The sequence below is a fragment of the Allobosea sp. BK604 genome, from assembly GCF_004341515.1.
GTDB lineage: Bacteria > Pseudomonadota > Alphaproteobacteria > Rhizobiales > Beijerinckiaceae > Allobosea.
On record NZ_SLZF01000005.1, the window covers coordinates 287,835 to 307,771 of the forward strand.

Below are 19,937 nucleotides of genomic sequence, written 5' to 3' on the forward strand. Positions count from 1 at the left end.
AGGCTTTGGATACCTCGGCCCTACTCCGCGGTTTCGTGCAGGGCACTCCTCACCGATTCCGTCATGAATTTCACGAATGCGGATATTTTCGGCAGCGGAGCCTTGCTGCGGGGCCATAACAGCCGCATGGCGCGGCTATTCTTTTCTGCGGCTGGAAGCACCTCGCGCAGAGTTCCGGCCCGGATTCGATCGGCGACCGCGAAGCAGGGCAGCGAAGCGATCCCGCACCCCGACTCCGCCAGGCGGATGAGCGGTTCCAGCGAGGTGGCTGCAAGCGCCACCGGCAAGACCATGCCTCCGGGGACGGCCGGGCCCCAGTCCCTGAGCTTGCCGGTTTCGTAAAAGCGGTGATGCAGCAAGCGGTGGCTTGTCAGATCGGACGCGGTACGCGGTTCGCCTGCCCGGGCCAGGTAGCTCGGGGCAGCGACCAGGCGCGTCGAGAAGTCGCCGAGCTTCGCATGCATGAGGCGGCTGTCGCTGACCTCGCCCGAGCGTATGACCGCGTCGAAACCGTCCTCGATGACGTCGACGAGGCGATCATTATAGTCGAGGTCGAGCTCGATCTCCGGATAGCGCGTCAGGAATTCGCCGAAGAGCGGCGTGAGCAATTCGCCGACAAATGGAACGCCGACGCGAAGCCGGCCGCGCGGAGATGCCGTGGCGTAGGCGAGCTCCGCCTCCGCCGCCTCCAGCTCGCACAAAACCCGGCGGCAGCGATCGAGAAAGATCTCGCCTTCATGGGTCAAGCGGATGGCGCGGGTCGAGCGATGGAAGAGCCGGACACCCAGCTGATCCTCGAGTTTCGCTATGGTCTTGCCGATCGCCGAGGACGACAGCCCGAATTGCTGGCCCGCGAGCTTGAAGCTCCGCAAATCCGCTGCCTGCACGAATGCCGACATGGCGCTCAAGCTGTCGATCCGAGTGCCCATGAAGTCATCCTGGTCCGCAATGTTCGGAAAAGCGGCCTGTTTATCGGTTGTACGGCCTCCATTAGTCAACGGGCATCGCCTTGAACGTCGCGCCCCTGACGAAGGAGATCTTATGCCGACGCTTTTCGACCCTATCGCGCTTGGCGCGCTGACCGCCCCAAATCGCATCATCATGGCGCCTCTGACCCGCGCCCGATCGACCCACGACCATGTGCCGACCGCGATCATGGTCGATTATTATGCGCAGCGCGCCTCGGCCGGGCTCATCACCAGCGAAGCGATCGGCATCTCCCGGCAGGGCAACGGCTTTCCCTATGCGCCGGGAATCTGGTCCGCCGAGCAGGTGGCTGCGTGGAAGCCCGTGACGCAGGCCGTGCATCACAAGGGCGGGCGGATCGTTGCCCAGCTTGGGCATACGGGCCGTGCCGGCCATTCCGCCGTCATCGGCGAGCAGCCGGTCTCGTCCAGCGCGACGGCCGCACCGGTCGATGCCTGGACCTATGACGGCCCGAAATCGCCCGAAACCGCGCGCCCACTGGCAGCCGACGAAATTCCCGGTCTCGTCGCCGATTATGCCCACGCGGCCCGCAACGCGGTCGCGGCCGGCTTCGACGGCGTCCAGATCCACGCCGCCAACGGCATGCTGATCGACCAGTTCCTGCGCAATAACAGCAATCTGCGCGGCGATGACTATGGCGGCAGCATCGCGAACCGCATGCGGCTGCTGGAGCAGGTGGCAAGGGCGGTCGCCGGGGTCGTCGGCGCGGACCGCACCTCGGTTCGCCTGTCTCCCAATGGCGAGACCTGGGGGGTGGACGACAGCGATCCGACGCCGCTGTTCACGGCCGTTGCGGACATGCTCGCCACCATCGACATCGCGTTCCTGGAGCTGCGCGAACCCGCTCCGGGCGATGTCTTCGGTGGCACCGACGTGCCGCGCCAGTCGCCGATGATCCGCCAGCACTTCAAGGGCAAGCTGATCCTCAACAGCGATTACGATCTGGTGCGCGCACAGGCGGATATCGATAGCGGGCTCGCCGATGCGATCAGCTTCGGGCGCCCCTTCCTGGCCAATCCCGATCTGGTGCAGCGTCTGCAGGACGGCGCGCCACTAAATCCGGCGAAGCGGGAGACTTCTATAGCCAGGGGCCGGAAGGCTACACCGACTATCCGGCGCTGACGGACAGGAGAGCCTTCGCCTGATTGGCGAGAGCGCCCGGCAAGCCCTGCCCCGTCCGAGCGCTGTTCGTCACCCTTCACCCATCAGCCAAGCAGACCCGTTCGAGCATCTCCCATGCTCCGGGCTTTCAGGAGCGACACATGACCGACCCTTCCAAGAACCAGCCTTCGGGCTACGTGCCCGCGAAAGTCTGGAACAAGAAAGAGGCTTATGGTGGCCAGTTCGGCAGCATGAACCAGCCGGTATCGGGCGCCAGGTTCGAGCGGGACCTGCCGGTGGGCAAGCATCCTCTCCAGCTCTATTCACAAGGCACGCCGAACGGGCAGAAAGTCACGATCCTGCTCGAGGAATTGCTGGCCGCAGGGCATGCCGGCGCCGAGTATGATGCCTGGCTGATCGACATCTTCAAAGGCGACCAGTTCGGCAGCGGCTTCGTCGGGGTGAACCCAAACTCGAAAATCCCTGCACTGGTGGACCATTCGACCGATCCGATCACGAAGGTCTTCGAAAGCGGCTCGATCCTGGTCTACCTCGCCGAGCGGTTCGGCGCCTTCCTGCCGACCGAGCCGCGCGCACGGACCGCGACCTTCAACTGGCTGATGTGGCAAATGGGGACGGCACCGTTCGTCGGCGGCGGCCTGGGTCACTTCTACGCCTACGCGCCGTTCAAGATCGAGTATGCGATCGACCGTTACGCGATGGAGACAAAGCGCCAGCTCCACGTCCTGGATACCCATCTGGCGTCGCACGAATACCTTGCCGGCGACCAGTATACGATCGCCGACATGGCGGTCTGGCCGTGGCAGCCCGGCAGCCTCTATGGCGTCTACAACGCGCATGAGTTCCTCGCCGTCGAGCAGTACACGCATCTCCTGCGCTGGTACAAAGCGATCGGATCACGCCCTGCGGTCGCTCGCGGACGGATCGTCAACCGCACGTCAGGAGCGCCCGGCGAGTTCCTGCGCGAACGCCATGATGCGGCCGATTTCGACACCTTGCGGCGATAGCTCGGCGCGGCCCTCGATCCAGTCCTTCGCCCAACTTTCCAAGCTCATTCCCCCAGCCGCCGTGTCGAGGCGTGGACCCTGACCGACCTGCTTGCGCGGGCGGGTCCTCGTCAGGCGCCGCTGCGCTTAAACCATGGAGATACCCATGAAACTGTACTTTGCCACCGGCTCCTGCGGGCTTGCTTCGCAAATCACCTTGCGCGAGGCCGGGCAGGACTTCGAGCTGATCAAGGTCGACTTCAAGACGAAGACGACCGTCGAGGGCGACTATTACCAGGTCACTTCGAAAGGCCTCGTTCCGGCGTTGAAACTGGATGACGGCGACGTCATCACCGAGGGGGTCGTGATCCTCCAGTGGATCGCGGACAAGAATCCCGAGCGCGGCCTTCTCCCGGCATTCGGAACGAAGGACCGCTACAAGGCTCTGGAATGGCTGAACTTCGTCGCGACCGACCTGCACCGGGGCTTCGCGACATTGTTCTCGCCGTTCCTCGACGCGGAGTCGAAGGCGAGGTTCGCCACAGGCAGCCTGGGGAGCCGGTTCGGATATGTCAACGACCACCTGTCCAGGAGCGACTACCTTCTGGGCAACCAATTCTCGGCCGCGGATGCCTATCTGTACAATGTCCTGACATGGGCCGGGCGGGTGAAGGTCGACCTCTCCGGTTACACGTCGATCCAGGCCTTCATGGCACGGATGGACGGCCGGCCGAGCGTTCGCGCCTCCCTGGAGGCCGAAGGCCTGTCGCCGAGCTGAGCTTTGCCGCAACCGGTCAAGATCGTGAGCCGCGCCTGGAACAGCGTGCCCTGGAACAGCGAACCTGGGACCGCGCGGCCGGTTCCCGTGGAGAATGCGATCCTCAGCCGTCTTGCTCAAACCCGCCCGGCAGGCCCGGGACGGGAGGCGAGGTCCCGAGGCGCGCGACATGGTCGGGCCAGATCGCGGGATTCACGAGATTGGACGGCTTGCGACCGCTCAAGGCGTCCAGCACGTCTGCCGCGGCCTGCATCCCGGTCCGGACGAGGCTCTCTTCCGTACCGCCGGCCGTATGCGGCGTCAGGAAGAGGCGCGGCGCGCTTCTCAACGGGTGTTCGTCCGGCAAGGGCTCGGGATCGAACACGTCCAGCGCCGCGCCCGCCAGCCCGCCGCTCTCGAGGGCTGCGATCAGGGCCGCGTCCTCGATCAATTCGCCACGCGCGACATTGACGAGGAACGAGCCCGGCTTCATCAGCCCGAGCCTGCGCGCATCGACGATGCCGCGCGTCTCGGCGGTGGCGGCGATCGCGAGGCAGACCACATCGGCCTGGGCGAACACCTCGTCGAGCGCCGCCTGGGCGATGACGCCCTCCCCGATCGGGCTGCGATTATAGCCGATCACGCGCATCCCGAAGGCCGCATGCAGCGCCTCTGCGACACCGCGGCCGATCCGCCCGCAGCCGACGATGCCGAGCGTCTTGCCGGCAAGTTCGGTCGAGGGATGGCGGTCTCGCGCCGGCCAGCCGTTGCGCGCGAAATCCAGCGCCAGCCCGTGGAAATCCCGCGCCAGCAGGATGACGCTGCCGACGGCGTGCTCGATCACCGCCTGGGTATTGGCCGAGACCAGGTTGCCGACGACGATGCCCTTCTTCGTCGCGGCCTCGACCGGGATGAAATCGAGCCCGACGCCATGCCTGATGCAGACTTTCAGGCGCGGCGCATGCTCGAAAATATCGTCCGGCAGGCGCACGCGCACGATCAGGGCGTCGGCCCCGGCGATCTCGCGCTTCAGCGTCTGCGCCGAATTGTCCGGCGACACGGCAAAGTCGCAGCGCTCGCTCAGGAAGGCCTCCGCGGCCGGATGCAAGGACGAGGTTGCGAGAACCCGGAAGCGCTGCACTGAATCGTCTCCAATCGCCGGCGATCAGTCGTTGCGACTGCGCGTCGGGTCCAGCAAGGCCCTCAGCGACTCGCCGAGCGCGTTGAAGGCAAGCGCGGTGAACAGGATGGCGAGGCCGGGCGCATACATCTGCTCGGGCGCGATCTCCATGTAGGTATAGGCCCGCGCCAGCATCTGGCCCCAGCTCGGCTGGGGCGGCTGCACGCCGAGGCCGAGGAAGCTCAGGCTCGCTTCGGCCAGCAGCGCGGTGGCGAGCAGCAGCGTGACTTGCACGATCACCGGCTGGATGGCGTTGGGCAGGATGTGCCTGAAGATGACGCGCCAGGTGCTCGAGCCGAAGGTGCGGGCCGCATCGACGAAGAGATCGCCCTTGACGATCATGGTCTGCACCCGGATCAGCCGCGCAATGCCCGGCGAAAACACGATGCCGACCGCGATCATGCTGTTGGTCAGGCCGATGCCGAGCGCGCCGGTGACCGCGATGGCGAGCACGATGCTGGGGAAGGACAGCATGGTGTCGATGATGCGTCCGACGCCGGTATCGACCCAGCCGCCGAGATAGCCGGCCAGAACGCCGATCGGCAGGCCGATCGCGAGGCCGACGGAGACGGCGAGGAAGCTGGCATAGAGCGTCATCGGCCCGCCATGGAGCAGCCGGCTGAACACGTCGCGGCCGAGATCGTCGGTGCCGAGCCAATGCGCCGCGCTGGGCGGCGCGAGGATGTCCATGCTCTGCGCGACCGGCGAATAGGGCGCGATCACGCCGGCCAGCAGCGAGAGCGAGCCGAGCAGCAGCAGGAAGCTCAGGCTGATGGCGGCGCGCCTGTCGCCCGCGAGCCAGGTGCGGAGGCGCGAGCGGCGCTTCCGGCGTGACGCTTGCTGGACGGTAGCGCTCATCGGCGGCTCATCCGCGGGTCGAGCGCCGCATAGAGCAGGTCGATCAGCAAATTGCAGGCGATCACGATCAGCACGAGCACGAAGACGACGCCCTGCACGACCGGAAAATCCTTGTTGGTGGCCGAGGCGACCACCAGCGAGCCGGTGCCGGGAATGGCGAAGACCGCCTCGATCGCCACGGTCGCGCCCAGCGTGCGGTTGAAGACCAGGCCGACCACGGTGAGCAGCGTCAGCGAGACGTTCTTCAGCCCGTGCCGCCAGAGGATCTTCGACTGCGGCAGCCCCTTCGCATGCAAGGTCCGGACATATTGCGAGGACAGCACGTCGATCAGCGCGCTGCGCAGCTGGCGCGTGATCTCGGCGATGCCGCTCAGCGCCAGCGCGCAAGCGGGCAGCGTCGCGTGGTGAAGCGCACGCAGCGGTTCCTGTGTCAGGGACGCGGCGCCGGTGGTCGGAAACCAGCCGAGGCCGAGCGCGAAAAAGCCGACGAGGATCATGCCCATCCAGAAATTCGGGACCGCGACGCCGAGAGAGGCGGTGCTGGTGACCAGCCGGTCGATCCGGCCATCGACATTGGTCGCGGCCAGGATGCCGAGCGGCACGCCGATCGCGACCGAAAGCGCCAGCGCCATGAAGACGATCAGCAGCGTGTTGGGCAGGCGCCGCAGCACTTCCTCCAGCACGGGCACGCCGGTGATCAGGGAGGTGGAGAGATCGCCGCGCACCGCTCCCGAGAGCCAGTGCAGATATTGCTGCCAAACCGGCAGGTCGAGGCCAAGCATCTGGCGGATCTGGGCAATGCGCTCGGCCGTCGCGGTCTCGCCGGCAATGACCGCCGCCGGATCGCCCGGCACCAGTTGCAGCAGGCCGAAGATCGCGAGCGTCGCCAGGACGAGCACGGGAACGACCTGCACCAGCCGGGAGCCGACGAGAAGAAGCGTCCGCATGCTCATGGCTGCCGCTCCGCGACGTTGCGGTGCGGGTGCAGCTCCGCATTCGACATCAAGTGCAGCTCCCCGGCGAAATGGCAGGCGCTCCAATGGCCGGCGCCGCTCTCACGCCAGGGCGGCTCCTGCTCGGCGCAGAGCGGCTGGACGAAGCGGCAGCGCGTGCGGAAGCGGCAGCCGGAGGGCGGCGAAACCGGGCTCGGCAATTCGCCTTCGAGCACGATGCGCTTGTTCGGGCGCAGATCGGCGGGCAGAGCCACCGGCTCGGCCGAAAGCAGCGCTTCGGTATAGGGGTGAACGGGTCGCTCGATCACGTCCTCGGTGCGGCCGAGCTCGACGATGCGGCCGAGATACATCACCGCGATCCGGTCGCTGACATGGGCGACGACGCCGAGATTATGGGTGATGAAGACATAGGTCAGGCCGAATTCCTGCTGCAGCTCGGCGAGCAGGTTGAGGATGTCGGCCTGGATCGAGACATCCAGCGCCGAGACCGCCTCGTCGCAGACGATGACCGATGGGCGCAGCGTCAGCACGCGGGCGATGCAGACGCGCTGCTTCTGGCCGCCGGAGAGCTCGTGCGGGTAGCGCCGGGCGAAATCCGGGCTGAGACCGACGCGCTCCATCAGCGCGCGCGCCCGTTCCTCGCGCTCGGCGCGCGGCAGCTCGGCCGCGACATCCATCGGCTCGCGGATGGAATCGATGATCGACATGCGCGGGTTGAGCGCGGCGTTGGGGTCCTGGAAGACGATCTGGTACTGGCGCCGATGTCGCCTGAGCTCGCGCGACGAGAGGGCGTAAGGATCGGTGCCGGCGTGGCGGATGCGCCCTGCCGACGGCTTCTCCAGGCAGACCATGGCCCGGCCCAGGGTCGTCTTGCCCGAGCCGGATTCGCCGATGACGCCGAAGGTCTCGCCCTTCATCACAGCGAGCGAAACGCCGTCGACCGCCTTCAGCACGCGGCCGCGCCCCACGGGGAAGTGGATGCCGACCTCCTCGGCCGCGATCATCGGCTGGGGCGCGGGCCCGGTCACGAGAGCACCCCCGCCAGTGCGATCTGGTCATGGCGGCAGCAGCGGACCTGCCCCGCCGGAGGGATGGCGTGCAGCGGCTGCTCGGCCTCGCATGGCGGCTCGGCAAAGCCGCAACGCGGCCGGAAGCGGCAGCCGGGCGGGATCTCGCCGCGCGCCGGCACGCGCCCGGCGATCGCCGGCAGGCGCGACTTGCGCTCCGCCAGGGCCGGCAAGGAACGCAGCAGGCCGGAGGTATAGGGGTGGCGCGGCCGGCGCAGCACGTCGTCGATCGCGCCCTGCTCGATGACCTCGCCGGCATACATGGTGACGAGGCGCGAGCAGGTCTCGGCGACGAGCCCGAGATCGTGGGTGATGAACAGCATCGCCATGCCCAGCCGCGAACAGAGATCGCCGAGCACGTCGACGATCTGGGCCTGTACGGTGACGTCGAGCGCCGTCGTCGGCTCGTCGGCGATCAGCAGGCGCGGCTCGCAGACGATGGCGATGGCGATCATCGCGCGCTGGCGCATGCCGCCGGACAGCTGGTGCGGATAGGAATCGTAGCGCAGCGTCGGCTCGGGAATGCCGACCTTGGCCAGCGCCTCGATGCCGCGCTCGCGCGCCTCCTTGCGGCTGACGGGATGGTGCGTCCGCAGCGTCTCGCTGATCTGTTCGCCGATGGTGAAGACCGGGTCGAGCGCGCTCATCGGCTCCTGGAAGATCATGCTGATCTTCGAGCCGCGCCGGCGCCTGAAATCGCGCGGCGCCATGCCGACGAGGTTCTCGCCGTCGAGCAGCACCTGTCCCGAGACCGTGCTGGTGGCGCGTGGCAGCAGGCCCATCAGGGCGAGGCCCGTGACGGTCTTGCCGCAGCCGCTCTCCCCGACCAGGCCGACGGCCTCGCCCGGCGCGATCGAGAAGGAGACCTCGCGCGTGACCTGCACCATGCCGCCGCCGGTGCGGAAGGCGATGCCGAGGTCGCGGACGTCGAGAAGGGGCTCAGCCGCAGCCATCGCGATCTCAGCGCGGCGGATGGCGGCGCACGGCGGCCTCATCGACATCGGTCCCCCAGCCGGCACGCGTCGGCACCAGCATCTCGCCGTTCTCGATGACCGGCTGGTGCGTGACGAATTCGCCCTTCCAGGGCACGTCGTCGATGTCGATCTCCATGATCCGCAGATTGGGCACGAGAGCCGCAAAATGCGCGCTGATATGGTCGGCGAGATGGCCGTAGAAATTATGCGGCGCGACGTTGACCTCATAGGCATCGGCCATCGCCGCGACCTTCACCGCCTCGAGGAAGCCGTTCCAGAGCACGTCGACGATGGCGACGTCCATCGCATAGCCTTCGAGGAAGGGCCGGTAGCTGCGGCGGGTATAGAGGGATTCGCCGCTGGCGATCGGGAACGAGGCCTCCCGGCGCAGGAGCGCCAGGCTCGGCGCATCGTAGATGTCGAGCTCCAGCCAGGCCGGCTGGAAGGGCTGAAGCGCGCGCACGAGCTGCAGATAGCCCTCGGTGCGGAAATGGAAATTGGCGTCGAGCATGATCTCGGCATCGTCGCCGGCGCCGGCCCGCAAGGCCTCCATCTGGCGGGCGAGGTCCTTGAGGACCGCCGGCTGCGGATTGAGCGCCGGGAAGCCGGGCATCGAGCCGAAGCCGGGCCGGAAATTCGCCAGCTTGCCGCCTTCCATGAACATGATGTTGGTTTTCATGGCGCGGAAGCCGCGCCGCCGCGCCTCCTCGCCCAGCTTCATCACGTCGTCGAAATCGCGCAGCGGCGGCAGGTCGTACTGCCCGCCGAAGCGCACGCGATAGCTGCCGAAATGCGACCAGTAGACCGGCAGCCGGTCACGCACCGCCCCGCCGAACAGGGCGTGCACGGGCACGCCGAGCGCCTTGCCGGCGATATCCAGCAAGGCGTTGCAGATCGCGGCCATGGCGTGCTGGTTGATGCCGGACCAGGCCGGCACCGTCTGCGTATAGAGCACCGACATGATCCATTCGGGCCGGCGCGGATCGAGACCGATGATCCGCTCGCCAAGCGCGGCGATCGTCGCGGTGAGGCCGCGCGTGCCGACATCCTCGCTGTATTCCGACCAGCCGACGATGCCCTCGTCGGTCATGATCTTCAGGAAGGAGGTCGTGCGCCAGCCGGCGGCGGCGTGAAGGCTTTCGAGGCCAGTGATCTTCATCGTGATGCTCGGCCTCAGGCCTTCAGGGAGAGAGTGTTGAGTTTCGGCTTGCCGAGCAGGTTCGGGACATAGCCGACCACATTGGGCGAATAGGCCTCGATGCCCGGGACGAAGGCGAGCTCGCCCGAGAGCGCATGCTCGAGCGAGAGCCGTTCCAGCTTCGCGAAGGCCTTCTTGCGCGTCTCGGCATCGACGGCCGATTGCGAGTCGATCTGGGCCTGCGCCATTTCGGGCGGCGGCGGCACCTTGCCGACATTGTTGAAGCCGTTCTCGCCATAGACCAGCGCGAAGGGCTGGCTCGGGTCGGGGCGGCCCGACCAGAGCGCGAGCAGCATGTCGCCCTCCCCCTGCACCGTGAAGCGCTGATACATGTCGGCGCTGGAGCCGACGGTCATGGCGCAGCGGATGCCGGACTGGCGCAGCTGCTCGATGATGATCTCGTGGCGCTGCTGCGAGGCCTGGTCGGAATAGCCGTAGAAGCGCAGATCGACGCCGTTGGCGAAGCCTGCCTCCTTGAGGAGCGCGCGCGCCTTGTCCGGATCATGCTTGTAGAAGCCGTCGACCGACGGGTCATGGGCCCAATAGCCGGGCGGCAGCATCGTCTGGGCCGGCACGCCCAGCCCCATCAGGGCGGCGCGGTTGAACCCGTCCCGATCCAGCGCCCAGTTCACCGCCTGGCGCACCCTGACGTCGTTCAGCGGCGTGCGCTTGTAGTTGAACAGCAGATGGTAGTCCGCGATCGTCGGGGTCGAGCTGACGACGACCTTGCCGGCCATCCGGTCGGCGACGAGCTTCTGCTGCGGGTTGAGGCGGAAGACGAAATGGTTCTCGCCGGCGATGACCGAGCGCAGCGCCGTGTTGACGTCGGTGATGATGCGGAAGGTCAGCCCGTCCAGATGCGGCAGGCCCTTGTTCCAGTAATCCGGATTCCTGACCATCACGACGGTGTCGTTGTCGTTCCAGCGCTCCAGCTTGAACGGGCCGGTGCCGACCGATTCCCGATCGAACTGGCGGCCCCGTTCCGCGACCGCCTTCGGCGAGGTGATCATGCCGGCGCGGTCGGCCATGATCAGCGGCAGGGCGGTGTCGGGCCGGCTGAGCTTCAGCGCGACCTTGTTCGGCGCCAGCACCTCCACCGCCTCGATCGACTGCAGCTCGCCGCGCACGGCCGAGCGCGGATCGGTGCGGGCGCGGTCGATATGGGCCTTGACCGCCTGCGCATCCATCGGCTCGCCGTCATGGAAACGCACGCCCTCACGCAGCGTGAAGGTCAGCGTCTTCGGGTCGGGAAAATCCCAGGAGGTCGCCAGGCCGGGCTTCGGCGCAAGGGTCTGCGGCTCGAAATCGACCAATGTGTCGAAGAGCGGATAGAGCAGCATGTGGTCGGAGCCGAGCCCGCCCGTGATCGGATCGAGCGTCGAGGGGTTGAACGGCGCGGCGACCCGCAGCACCCCGCCCTTGGCTGGCGCCTGGGCCAGGGCTTCGCCGGCCATAGGCAAGCGCGAGAAGCCAACAATGGCGGCCCCACCGAGCCCGGCGAGCGCCTGACGGCGTGTCAGCATGGTCGTCTCCTCGTTCCTGACGCCGCGGATCTGTGTCCGCTGGTGCTCTCGATATAATATATAATCCAGGGCTGCAAGGATAATATATAATATCGAATTCCCATCGGGCTTGTGCTAGGGATGGGTCAGGCGATGGGAGGAGATGTGTTTGACGGAGCTCATCGAGCACGAAACGATGGCGGCGCGGGTTGAACGCGCGATCAAGCGCGACATTCTCGACGGCCTGCTCTCGCCGGGAGATCGCTTGCGCGTCGCGGAGCTGAGCACCCGTTACGGTGTCAGCCATATCCCGGTCCGGGAGGCGCTGCGCCAGCTCGAAGGCGACCGCCTCGTCGTCATAGACCCGCATAAGGGCGCCGTCCTGCGCGGCGTCACGCCAAAATTCGTGCGGGACATGCATGACACCCGCGCCGCCCTGGAACTGCTTCTCGTGCGGCAGGCGGCCGAGAACGTCACCGAACAGGCAGCCGCCCGGCTGAGCGAGCTCGCCCAGGCCTATGAGGCAGCCGCCGCCCGCAACGACGCCGCGGCCATGGTGATGGGCAATATCGAGTTGCACCGCGCCATCGCGGTGCTGGCCGACAACCCCGTCGCAGCCGATATCATGGAGCAAGGCTGGGAACTGGTCGTCAGCATCCGGCGTCGCTACGGCTTCGGCCCGTCACGCGTCGCCACCATCATCGAGCAGCACAGGGCGCTCGTCGCGGCCATCGGCGCGGGCGATGCGGCAGCCGCTGTCGAGATCGCAATGAAGCATTGCTGCGATGCGCGCGACGACCTGCTGATGCGAATGAGCGAAGAGATTGCCGGCAGCGAAGATCGCGGTGTCTAGAGCGTTTCCGCGTTTCTTCGAATCGCGAAAATGCTCTACTATTTGTCTTGACGCATTTTCTTTACCCGAACCGGTATCCACTTCGCTCGAAAATGCTCTAGCGCAGCCCGCGCGTTCCTCGAGCGGCGGCCGGGACCCAAGGAACTGTCTTTGAACCGTCCCCGGGAATCTCAGCCCTGACGAAGCCTCTGACGATCTCGGCGAAATCCTCGGCATTTCCCGATAGGGGTTCGCCGCGCCTGCGGATGATGCCGTAAGGCTCGAGCGGATTGTCGAGCACGAAGGGCAGCTGGACAAGTTCGCCCCGGTCGATCGCCTCGGCGATGATCGTATGCGGCAGGACGGAAATCATGCCGGCGCGGCGCACGAGTTGCAGGGTCGCGAAGATCGACGTCGTCTCGACGAGATTGTCGAGCGATGGCAGCCCGGCCTGGGCGAAGGACCGGTCGATCACCTGGCGCATCGGGCTGGTCTGTTGCTGCAGAACCCAGGGATAGGCCTCCATCTCCGCCAGGGACACCTCGGCGCGCCCGGCAAGCGGGTGGTCGAAGGCGGCGAAGACCCAGAGATTCTCGTTCGAAAGCGGCTCGACATCGAAGATCGCGTGATGGCGCGCTTCGGTCAGCCGCCCGATCACGAGGTCGATCTCGTTCTTTTCCAGGCCGCGCAGCAACTCGTCGCTGGTCGTGGTCGACAGCCGGATCGTCATCAGCGGCCGCCTGCGCTTGAGCTCGGCGATCGCGGCGGGAAGGATGTCGGGAGCGGTCGCCATGATCGCGCCGATCGAGAGCGCGCCATAGCCGCCACGCTTGAGATTGCTCAGGCCGCGCAGGAAGCGCTCCTGGTCGGCCAGGACCTGGCCGGCATAGCTCACCACGAAATCCCCGAGCTCGGTCGGCACCAGGCCGCGCGGCTGACGGTCGAAGATGCGCACGCCGAGCATGTCCTCGACATCCTGCAGCATCTTGCTCACCGCCGGCTGCGTGACATTCATCTCCTCCGCCGCCCGGTGCAGCGTGCCGACCCGGGCAACCGTCGAGACCAGAAGCAGATGGCGGACCCGCAGGCGCCAGAACATCTGCTGCGGAAGGGAGGCAATGAAACTCATTGCGATAACTTTCTGGAACTGATCCTGTCCAATTTTTCATTATTTGATTATCGCAGCCCCAGCTAGCGTCACGACCAAGACAAGGTTCCGGCCAGGCGACCCTCGATGGTCGAAGTCCGGCACGGAAACCTGTCAGGAGGACGCCGGGGCCACCGCAAGCGCGGCATCCACGTCTCATGTTGCAACGGATGGAGCCGGTTCGCGCCGGCCCGAACGAAGGATTGTCTTCGCGTGAACCGTCTCGACCTTCAGGATCGTATCGCAGTGATCACCGGCGGCGCCCGCGGAATAGGCTTCGCCGCCGCCGAACGCATGCCCCGGTCGGGAGCAGGCGTCGTTCTCTGGGACATCGACGAGAAGCGGTTGACCGAGGCGGCGGAGAGGCTTGCCCCCCTGGGCACGGTGTCGACCTCGGTCGTCGAGCTGACCGATGAGGAATCCGTCGCGAAGGCTGCGGCCGCGGCCATCGCTGCGCATGGCAAGGTCGATATCCTCGTCAACAACGCCGGCATCACCGGCGGAAACGGCAAGCTATGGGAGCTTGATCCCGCAACCTGGCGCCGCGTTCTCGACGTCAATCTCGTCGGCCCGTACCTGACCTGCCGCGCGCTCGTGCCCGGGATGATCGAGCGCGGCTATGGCCGCATCGTCAACATCGCCTCGATCGCGGGCAAGGACGGCAATCCCAACGCCTCGCATTATTCGGCCTCGAAAGCCGGTCTGATCGGGATGACCAAGTCCCTGGCCAAGGAACTCGCCCAGGCCGGCATCCTGGTGAACTGCGTCACGCCGGCCGCGGCGAAGACCGAGATCTTCGACCAGATGAAGCAGGAGCATATCGACTTCATGCTCTCGAAAATCCCGATGAACCGGTTCCTCGGGGTCGAGGAAGCAGCGGCGATGATCGGCTGGCTGGCCTCCGAGGACTGCGCCTTCTCGACCGGGGCGGTCTTCGACCTCTCCGGCGGCCGCGCGGTCTATTGAGGATGGCCACAATGACCATGCCGACGATCAAGCATATCCGCGCCTTCACCGTGCGCGGTGGCGGGGCCGATTATCACGACCAGAAGGGCGGGCACTGGATCGACGGGCAGATCGCCACGCCGATGTCGCGCTACCCGCAATATCGTCAGACGCGCTCGTCCTTCGGCCTCAACGTGCTCGGCACCCTCGTCATCGAGGCCGAGGCCAGCGACGGCACGATCGGCTTTGCCGTCACGACGGCGGGCGAAATCGGCGCCTTCATCGTCGAGAAGCATCTGGCCCGCTTCATCGAGGGGCGAAAGGTCACCGATATCGAGGTGATCTGGGACCAGATGTATTTCGCCACCCAATATTACGGCCGCAAGGGCGTGGTGCTGAACACGATCTCGGGCGTCGACCTGGCGCTCTGGGACCTGCTGGCAAAGGTCCGTGGCGAGCCGGTCTGCGCTCTGATCGGCGGACCGGTCCGGGACGAGCTCACCTTCTATGCCACGGGCCCTCGGCCCGATCTGGCCAAGGGGCTGGGGTTCATCGGCGGGAAGATGCCGCTGAAGCACGGGCCGGCGGAGCGGGACGAGGGGCTAAAAGCCAATATCGCTGCGTTCGCGGCGATGCGGGACAAGGTCGGCCCCGATTTCTGGCTGATGCTCGACTGCTGGATGGCGCTCGACCTCAACTACGCGACGAAGCTCGCCCAGGGCACGGCCGAGCACGGCCTGAAATGGATCGAAGAGGCGCTCTCGCCCGATGATTACTGGGGTTATGCGGCGCTCAGGAAAGCAGTGCCGCAGGGTATGCTGGTGACCACCGGCGAGCACGAAGCGACCCGCTGGGGCTTCCGCATGCTGCTGGAAATGGGCTGCTGCGACATCATCCAGCCGGATGTCGGCTGGTGCGGCGGGCTGACCGAGCTCCTGAAGATCACCGCGCTCGCCGATGCGCATGGCGTGATGACCATTCCCCACGGCTCCAGCGTCTACAGCTACCATTTCGTGGCGACCCGGCAGAACAGCCCCTTCGCCGAATTCCTGATGATGGCGCCCGAGGCCGATCGGGTCGTGCCGATGTTCTACCCGCTGCTGCTCGACGAACCGCTGCCGGAGAACGGCCGGATCAGGACCTCCGCCTTGGACAAGCCTGGCTTCGGTGTCCGTCTCAACCCGGACTGCGCGCTGCACCGCCCCTATCCGCGGCCTTGAATCCGACCTGAAGGAGTGCCCGGCGATGCGGGACCTCGAGAACAAGATTGCGTTGGTGACCGGCTCATCCTCGGGCATCGGCGAAGCCGTGGCCCTGGCCTTTGCCGATTACGGCGCCCATGTCGCCGTTCACTACCGCTCGCGCCGCGACGAGGCGGAAGCGGTGGCCGCACGCATCCGCGACAAGGGTTGCAAGAGCGCGGTCTTCCAGGCCGATGTCGCCGATACCGCCCAGCTGGCGCGGCTCGCGGCGGATGTCCTCGCCGAATTCGGGCGTATCGACGTCCTCGTGAACAATGCCGGCGGCTTCGTCCGGCGCGCCCGCCTGTCCGAGGCCTCCGACGCGCTCATCGACGAAATCTTCCATGTGAACGGCCGATCGATGCTCGCCCTCAGCCGCGAGGTCGTGCCGGCGATGCGGCGCCAGGGCGGCGGCGCGATCATCAACATGACCTCGCAGGCGGCGCGGACCGGCGCCAGCCCCGGTGCCGGCCTTTACGCGTCCACCAAGGCCTATGTCTCGACCTTTACCAGGGCGCTGGCGAAGGAGCTGGTTCCTGACGGCATCAGGGTCAACGCGGTCGCGCCCGGCGTGATCGCGACGCCCATCCATGACGGGCACACCTCCCCCGAACTGCTGAAAACGCTCGAGGCGGGCATCCCGATGAAGCGCCTCGGGCGCGCCGAGGAGTGCGCCGGGGCAGTGCTGTTCCTCGCGAGCGAGGAACTCGCCAGCTACGTCACCGGCCAGGTCATCGAAGTCAACGGCGGCAGCGTCATGCCGTGACCCGGCAGCGAGCCGGCCAAAATCGACAGAAGCAAGATCGACAAGAAGAAGCCGTTTCAGGGAGGTGGACCATGACAGCGATCGTCGATGATATCGGGACGGTGCCGGCCACTCGAACGCGCGCCATCGGCGCATCGGTCGGCGGCACTGCCCTGGAATGGTTCGAGGGCTGCGCGAAACCGCTCATGAGGACTTGCGCTAGCCGCTCGGGCCAGCCGCAGAACGACCAATGGCGCAGCCATAGCGTCAAGAACCGGAGGAAACCATCGTGAACGACACCTGCATGACCAATCGGCGCCGGCTGGTCGCATCCATCGGCGCCACCGCCGTGATGAGCGTGGCTGCACCCTCGCTCCTGCGGGCGCAGAGCAAGCGCACGATCCGCCTGGCGCATCATTTGCCGATCCAGTCGGAGCAGCACGCGGCCGCCGAGAACTTCGCCCGCAAGGTGGCCGGGGCCTCCAAGGGCGCGATCACGATCCAGATCCTGCCCGCCTCGCAAATGGGCGGTCAGCGCGAGATCATCGAGTCCGTTTCGATCGGCACGCTCGACATGGGCTTTGGCGAGTCAGGTCTCTACGCCAATTACGTCCCGGAATTCGGCGTCGTCGCCCTGCCCTATCTCTATCGCGATTTCGACCACTGGAAGAAGACGGTCGACGGCGAGGTCGGGGCTTCGCTCGCGGCCTCCCTGGAGAAGACGGCCAATATCAAGATCGTCAACTGGATGGTCACGGGCTATCGCTACACCTACCTGCGCGGCAAGCCCATCACCCAGCCCGGAGATTTCAAGGGCCTCAAGGTCAGGCTTCCGGAGGCGCCGGTCTTCGTGAAGACGTTCGCGGCCTTGGGCGCGATTCCCACGCCGATCCCCGCCCCCGAAATGTATGCCGCGCTCCAGACCGGGGTCGTCGATGCCATGGAGGGCACGGCCGAGGCGGCCTATACCTTCAAGATCTACGACGTCACCAAGTATCTTTCGATGACGCGCCACATCCTGCTCGACGGCTCGTTCGCGATCAGCAATTCGCTGTTCGCGAAGCTGACCAAGCCCGAGCAGGAACTGATCCTGAAGGCGGCCCAGGACGCGGCGGTCGAGCAGCGGGCCCAGCATTTCGAGCGCGAGAAGGCCGCGCTCGCGAAGCTGACCGGCGAAGGCAAGATGCAGGTCAACGAGCCGGATCTGAAGCCCTTCGTCGACGCGCTCGCCAGCGTGCAGAACGACTTCGCCACGGCCTCGAAGGGCATGGATGTGCTTGGGCGCATCCGGAAGCTGTGACGGAGCTGCCATGATCCGCAGCGTGGTCGGCGGGCTGATCGCCGTCGTCAAGGTCGTCGCGGCCGGGAGCTTCGCCGCGATGATCCTCCTGACCCTCGTCCAGGTCGTCAACCGCTATGCGCTCGGCCTGCCGATGTTCTGGACGGAGGAGCTGATCGTCCTGCTCCTGGTCTGGTCGATGCTGCTGGGACTGCCGGTGCAGCTCTGGCAGCACGAGGAGATCGTCGTCGACGTCCTGCCGACGCCGGACCCGCGTGCCCAGCGGCTCAAGGATGGCGCCAACCTCGTCTGTTCCGTCGCCTTCTGCGCGATCCTGGCCTGGGCCGGCTACGCCTTCATGCTGCGGGGCGCGAATGTGACATCGCCGGCGCTGGGCCTCTCGCGGCTGTGGTTCTTCCTGCCCATTCCGCTCTCCGCCGCCCTCTCCGTCATCGTGCTGCTCGTTCGCCCCAGAGGCCAGAGCGTCGGAGGATTCGACTGATGCTCTGGACGCTCGTCCTCAGCTTGATGCTGTTCATCGCCATCGGCATGCCGATCGCGTTCTCCATGGGGCTTGCCGCCGTCGCCGCCCTCCTGATCGACGGCTCCGTCCCTCTGATCGTCCTGCCGCAGAAGATGTATTCGTCGCTGGATTCGTTTCCGCTGCTGGCGATTCCGCTCTTCATCCTGGCGGGTTCGGTCATGAATGTCGGCGGCATCACCGGCAGCCTGATCGGGCTGGCGCGAGGGTTGGTCGGCCATCTGCGCGGCGGTCTCGGTCACGTCACCATCGTGACGAACGTGCTGTTCTCGACGATTTCGGGATCGGCCGCGGCATCCGCCGCCGCCGTCGGCTCGATGCTGATCCCGGAGATGAAGAAGGACGGGTACCGGCCCGAGGACGCAGCGGTGATCAACGCCGCAGGCGCGATCCTGGGCCCCGTCATCCCGCCCAGCGTCGTCATGGTGATCTATGGGGCGATGACCGGCCTGTCGATCGGCACCTTGCTGCTCGCCGGAATCGGGCCGGGCATCCTGATTGCGCTGATCATGATGGCGGCCGTCTATGTCATGGCAGGCCGCAGCACGCTGAAGAGCCATAAGCGGGCCTCGCTCGGCGAAATCGCCCGTGCCGCCCGTGATGCCATCCCTGCCCTGGTGATGCCTGCGATCATCGTCGGCGGCATCATGTCCGGCCTGTTCACGGCGACGGAAGCCGGCGTCATCGCGGTGGCCTACGGCATCGCCTATGCCCTGCTGACCCGCCGCAGCACCATCGGCCAGTTGATCAGCAACCTGACCGAGGCGACGATCGTGTCGTCGAGCATCATGGTCATCCTCGGCGGCGCCGCCCTGTTCGGCTGGATCGTCGCACGCGAGGGCGTGCCGGTGATGATCGCCGACTGGCTCCAGGCCATGACGAGCCAGCCCTGGATCGTCATGGTGCTGATCCTGGGCGTGCTGCTCGTCGTCGGCATCTTCATCGAGCCGATCCCGGCCATGGTGATGCTAGTGCCGGTGCTTCAGCCGATCGCGGAAAGCTACGGCTTCGACCCCTATCACTTCGCGATGGTGGTGGTGTTCGGCGTGCTGCTGGGTTCGCTCACGCCACCTGTCGCGGTCCTCGTGCTGATCACCTGCAAGATCGCCAAGGTCGATGTGAACAAGGCCAATGGCCCGCTCCTGCCGATGTTCCTGCTGCTGGTGCTGGCGCTATTCGTCATCGCCTTCGTGCCCTGGATTTCGCTGATAGCCCCAAGGCTGCTCGGGTGAAGCGTATGTCACGGGCGTCCGGGAAACGACCTGAGTGGAGACCGGTCGATCGCGCTCTACCCATGTCCGCTTCCCGGCAAGGGGCGCCGGCTGCTCGAAATCCGAACGGCGCTCTCTCCGACCTGTCGCGGATTTAATCGACGCTCAACCGGCTCGTATCCCTCCCCTCGCTAAACGCCACGCACTTGCGCGCCCGGTCCAGTTGCCAGGCGGCGAGTGCGGGTCGCAGCAACGTCTCCCCGCGCGGCGTCTGCTTCGTACCGTCAAACCCGGACGAGCGGATACCGGGAGCGGGCGTTGTGATTGGGAGGTCGCGACGCCCGCTCTGCCGCTCCTGCGGGATGCACTCGACCCCAAGGGCACAGTTCGGGCTGCGGCGGGATTCGCCGAT

20 protein-coding genes are annotated in these 19,937 nt (G+C 66.3%); 11 read left to right on the forward strand and 9 right to left on the reverse strand.

The features are described from left to right. Positions 1 to 20: 20 nt before the first annotated feature. On the reverse strand, positions 21 to 899 hold the full coding sequence (locus EV560_RS17265; RefSeq protein ID WP_348982240.1) for a LysR family transcriptional regulator: 879 nt from the start codon (positions 897 to 899) through the stop codon (positions 21 to 23). On the opposite strand from EV560_RS17265, the gene EV560_RS17270 reads away from it, so the two are divergent. The 3 genes from EV560_RS17270 to gstA all read left to right on the forward strand — a co-directional run bounded on the left by EV560_RS17270 (position 898) and on the right by gstA (position 3,873). Next, positions 898 to 2,109 (forward strand): alkene reductase, encoded by a 1,212-nt coding sequence (locus EV560_RS17270; RefSeq protein WP_248312095.1) that lies wholly within the window; start codon positions 898 to 900, stop codon positions 2,107 to 2,109. The two genes, EV560_RS17265 and EV560_RS17270, sit on opposite strands and share 2 nt — an antisense overlap. A 140-nt stretch (positions 2,110 to 2,249) precedes the next feature. Beyond that, positions 2,250 to 3,116: a glutathione-dependent disulfide-bond oxidoreductase gene (yghU, locus tag EV560_RS17275; RefSeq protein ID WP_131857270.1), complete on the forward strand. Its 867-nt coding sequence runs from the start codon at positions 2,250 to 2,252 to the stop codon at positions 3,114 to 3,116. Positions 3,117 to 3,261: 145 nt separating this feature from the next. Continuing rightward, positions 3,262 to 3,873 carry a glutathione transferase GstA gene (gene gstA, locus EV560_RS17280; RefSeq protein WP_131857022.1) on the forward strand — a complete coding sequence of 204 codons (612 nt, stop codon included), beginning with the start codon at positions 3,262 to 3,264 and terminating at the stop codon, positions 3,871 to 3,873. A gap of 103 nt (positions 3,874 to 3,976) precedes the next feature. Here the strand turns inward: gstA and EV560_RS17285 are convergent, their stop codons facing one another. The 7 genes from EV560_RS17285 to EV560_RS17315 are packed head-to-tail and all read right to left on the reverse strand — an operon-like array spanning position 3,977 to position 11,605. Next, on the reverse strand, positions 3,977 to 4,993 hold the full coding sequence (locus EV560_RS17285) for an NAD(P)-dependent oxidoreductase (RefSeq protein ID WP_165923513.1): 1,017 nt from the start codon (positions 4,991 to 4,993) through the stop codon (positions 3,977 to 3,979). Between the two features lie 24 nt (positions 4,994 to 5,017). Then, positions 5,018 to 5,890, reverse strand: coding sequence for an ABC transporter permease (locus EV560_RS17290; RefSeq protein ID WP_131857024.1), 873 nt, complete (start codon positions 5,888 to 5,890; stop codon positions 5,018 to 5,020). Continuing rightward, a complete protein-coding gene (locus tag EV560_RS17295) occupies positions 5,887 to 6,843 on the reverse strand; it encodes an ABC transporter permease (RefSeq protein WP_207908050.1) in 957 nt (318 codons plus the stop codon). The genes EV560_RS17290 and EV560_RS17295 overlap by 4 nt, the downstream gene beginning before the upstream one ends. Further along, positions 6,840 to 7,847, reverse strand: a complete 1,008-nt coding sequence (locus EV560_RS17300; protein WP_131857272.1) for an ABC transporter ATP-binding protein — start codon at positions 7,845 to 7,847, stop codon at positions 6,840 to 6,842. Before EV560_RS17300 ends, EV560_RS17295 begins: the two co-directional genes overlap by 4 nt. Positions 7,848 to 7,867: 20 nt before the next feature. Then, the gene (locus EV560_RS17305; protein ID WP_131857025.1) at positions 7,868 to 8,863 is read right to left on the reverse strand and encodes an ABC transporter ATP-binding protein; all 996 of its coding nucleotides are present in this window, start codon (positions 8,861 to 8,863) and stop codon (positions 7,868 to 7,870) included. 7 nt (positions 8,864 to 8,870) lie between these two features. Continuing rightward, the gene (locus EV560_RS17310) at positions 8,871 to 10,043 is read right to left on the reverse strand and encodes a mandelate racemase/muconate lactonizing enzyme family protein (protein ID WP_131857026.1); all 1,173 of its coding nucleotides are present in this window, start codon (positions 10,041 to 10,043) and stop codon (positions 8,871 to 8,873) included. 14 nt (positions 10,044 to 10,057) lie between these two features. After that, positions 10,058 to 11,605, reverse strand: coding sequence for an ABC transporter substrate-binding protein (locus EV560_RS17315; protein WP_131857027.1), 1,548 nt, complete (start codon positions 11,603 to 11,605; stop codon positions 10,058 to 10,060). A gap of 148 nt (positions 11,606 to 11,753) precedes the next feature. Between EV560_RS17315 and EV560_RS17320 the strand changes: the two genes are divergently transcribed. Then, positions 11,754 to 12,437 (forward strand): GntR family transcriptional regulator, encoded by a 684-nt coding sequence (locus EV560_RS17320; protein WP_165923514.1) that lies wholly within the window; start codon positions 11,754 to 11,756, stop codon positions 12,435 to 12,437. A 97-nt stretch (positions 12,438 to 12,534) separates the two neighbouring features. Here the strand turns inward: EV560_RS17320 and EV560_RS17325 are convergent, their stop codons facing one another. Next, positions 12,535 to 13,545: a LysR family transcriptional regulator gene (locus EV560_RS17325; protein WP_131857029.1), complete on the reverse strand. Its 1,011-nt coding sequence runs from the start codon at positions 13,543 to 13,545 to the stop codon at positions 12,535 to 12,537. Positions 13,546 to 13,776: 231 nt separating this feature from the next. On the opposite strand from EV560_RS17325, the gene EV560_RS17330 reads away from it, so the two are divergent. From EV560_RS17330 to EV560_RS17360, 7 genes are all read left to right on the forward strand, one after another. Next, on the forward strand, positions 13,777 to 14,529 hold the full coding sequence (locus tag EV560_RS17330) for an SDR family NAD(P)-dependent oxidoreductase (RefSeq protein WP_131857030.1): 753 nt from the start codon (positions 13,777 to 13,779) through the stop codon (positions 14,527 to 14,529). 11 nt (positions 14,530 to 14,540) lie between these two features. Further along, on the forward strand, positions 14,541 to 15,728 hold the full coding sequence (rhmD, locus tag EV560_RS17335; protein ID WP_131857031.1) for an L-rhamnonate dehydratase: 1,188 nt from the start codon (positions 14,541 to 14,543) through the stop codon (positions 15,726 to 15,728). A 25-nt stretch (positions 15,729 to 15,753) separates the two neighbouring features. Continuing rightward, complete coding sequence (locus tag EV560_RS17340) at positions 15,754 to 16,515, forward strand: SDR family NAD(P)-dependent oxidoreductase (protein WP_131857032.1); 762 nt, start codon at positions 15,754 to 15,756, stop codon at positions 16,513 to 16,515. A gap of 71 nt (positions 16,516 to 16,586) precedes the next feature. Beyond that, positions 16,587 to 16,787, forward strand: a complete 201-nt coding sequence (locus EV560_RS17345) for a hypothetical protein (protein WP_131857033.1) — start codon at positions 16,587 to 16,589, stop codon at positions 16,785 to 16,787. Next, on the forward strand, positions 16,784 to 17,794 hold the full coding sequence (locus tag EV560_RS17350; protein WP_131857034.1) for a TRAP transporter substrate-binding protein: 1,011 nt from the start codon (positions 16,784 to 16,786) through the stop codon (positions 17,792 to 17,794). The genes EV560_RS17345 and EV560_RS17350 overlap by 4 nt, the downstream gene beginning before the upstream one ends. A gap of 10 nt (positions 17,795 to 17,804) precedes the next feature. Continuing rightward, a complete protein-coding gene (locus tag EV560_RS17355; protein WP_165923515.1) occupies positions 17,805 to 18,275 on the forward strand; it encodes a TRAP transporter small permease in 471 nt (156 codons plus the stop codon). Further along, complete coding sequence (locus tag EV560_RS17360; RefSeq protein ID WP_131857036.1) at positions 18,275 to 19,546, forward strand: TRAP transporter large permease; 1,272 nt, start codon at positions 18,275 to 18,277, stop codon at positions 19,544 to 19,546. The genes EV560_RS17355 and EV560_RS17360 overlap by 1 nt, the downstream gene beginning before the upstream one ends. Positions 19,547 to 19,937: the final 391 nt, after the last annotated feature.

Coding starts and splice junctions, on each gene's coding strand:
- EV560_RS17270 (WP_248312095.1), top strand. CDS start 898: ATGGCGCTCAAGCTGTCGATCCGAGTGCCCATGAAGTCATCCTGGTCC.
- EV560_RS17265 (WP_348982240.1), bottom strand. CDS start 899: ATGTCGGCATTCGTGCAGGCAGCGGATTTGCGGAGCTTCAAGCTCGCG.
- yghU (WP_131857270.1), top strand. CDS start 2,250: ATGACCGACCCTTCCAAGAACCAGCCTTCGGGCTACGTGCCCGCGAAA.
- gstA (WP_131857022.1), top strand. CDS start 3,262: ATGAAACTGTACTTTGCCACCGGCTCCTGCGGGCTTGCTTCGCAAATC.
- EV560_RS17290 (WP_131857024.1), bottom strand. CDS start 5,890: ATGAGCGCTACCGTCCAGCAAGCGTCACGCCGGAAGCGCCGCTCGCGC.
- EV560_RS17295 (WP_207908050.1), bottom strand. CDS start 6,843: ATGAGCATGCGGACGCTTCTTCTCGTCGGCTCCCGGCTGGTGCAGGTC.
- EV560_RS17300 (WP_131857272.1), bottom strand. CDS start 7,847: ATGATCGCGGCCGAGGAGGTCGGCATCCACTTCCCCGTGGGGCGCGGC.
- EV560_RS17305 (WP_131857025.1), bottom strand. CDS start 8,863: ATGGCTGCGGCTGAGCCCCTTCTCGACGTCCGCGACCTCGGCATCGCC.
- EV560_RS17310 (WP_131857026.1), bottom strand. CDS start 10,043: ATGAAGATCACTGGCCTCGAAAGCCTTCACGCCGCCGCCGGCTGGCGC.
- EV560_RS17315 (WP_131857027.1), bottom strand. CDS start 11,605: ATGCTGACACGCCGTCAGGCGCTCGCCGGGCTCGGTGGGGCCGCCATT.
- EV560_RS17325 (WP_131857029.1), bottom strand. CDS start 13,545: ATGAGTTTCATTGCCTCCCTTCCGCAGCAGATGTTCTGGCGCCTGCGG.
- rhmD (WP_131857031.1), top strand. CDS start 14,541: ATGACCATGCCGACGATCAAGCATATCCGCGCCTTCACCGTGCGCGGT.
- EV560_RS17340 (WP_131857032.1), top strand. CDS start 15,754: ATGCGGGACCTCGAGAACAAGATTGCGTTGGTGACCGGCTCATCCTCG.
- EV560_RS17345 (WP_131857033.1), top strand. CDS start 16,587: ATGACAGCGATCGTCGATGATATCGGGACGGTGCCGGCCACTCGAACG.
- EV560_RS17355 (WP_165923515.1), top strand. CDS start 17,805: ATGATCCGCAGCGTGGTCGGCGGGCTGATCGCCGTCGTCAAGGTCGTC.
- EV560_RS17360 (WP_131857036.1), top strand. CDS start 18,275: ATGCTCTGGACGCTCGTCCTCAGCTTGATGCTGTTCATCGCCATCGGC.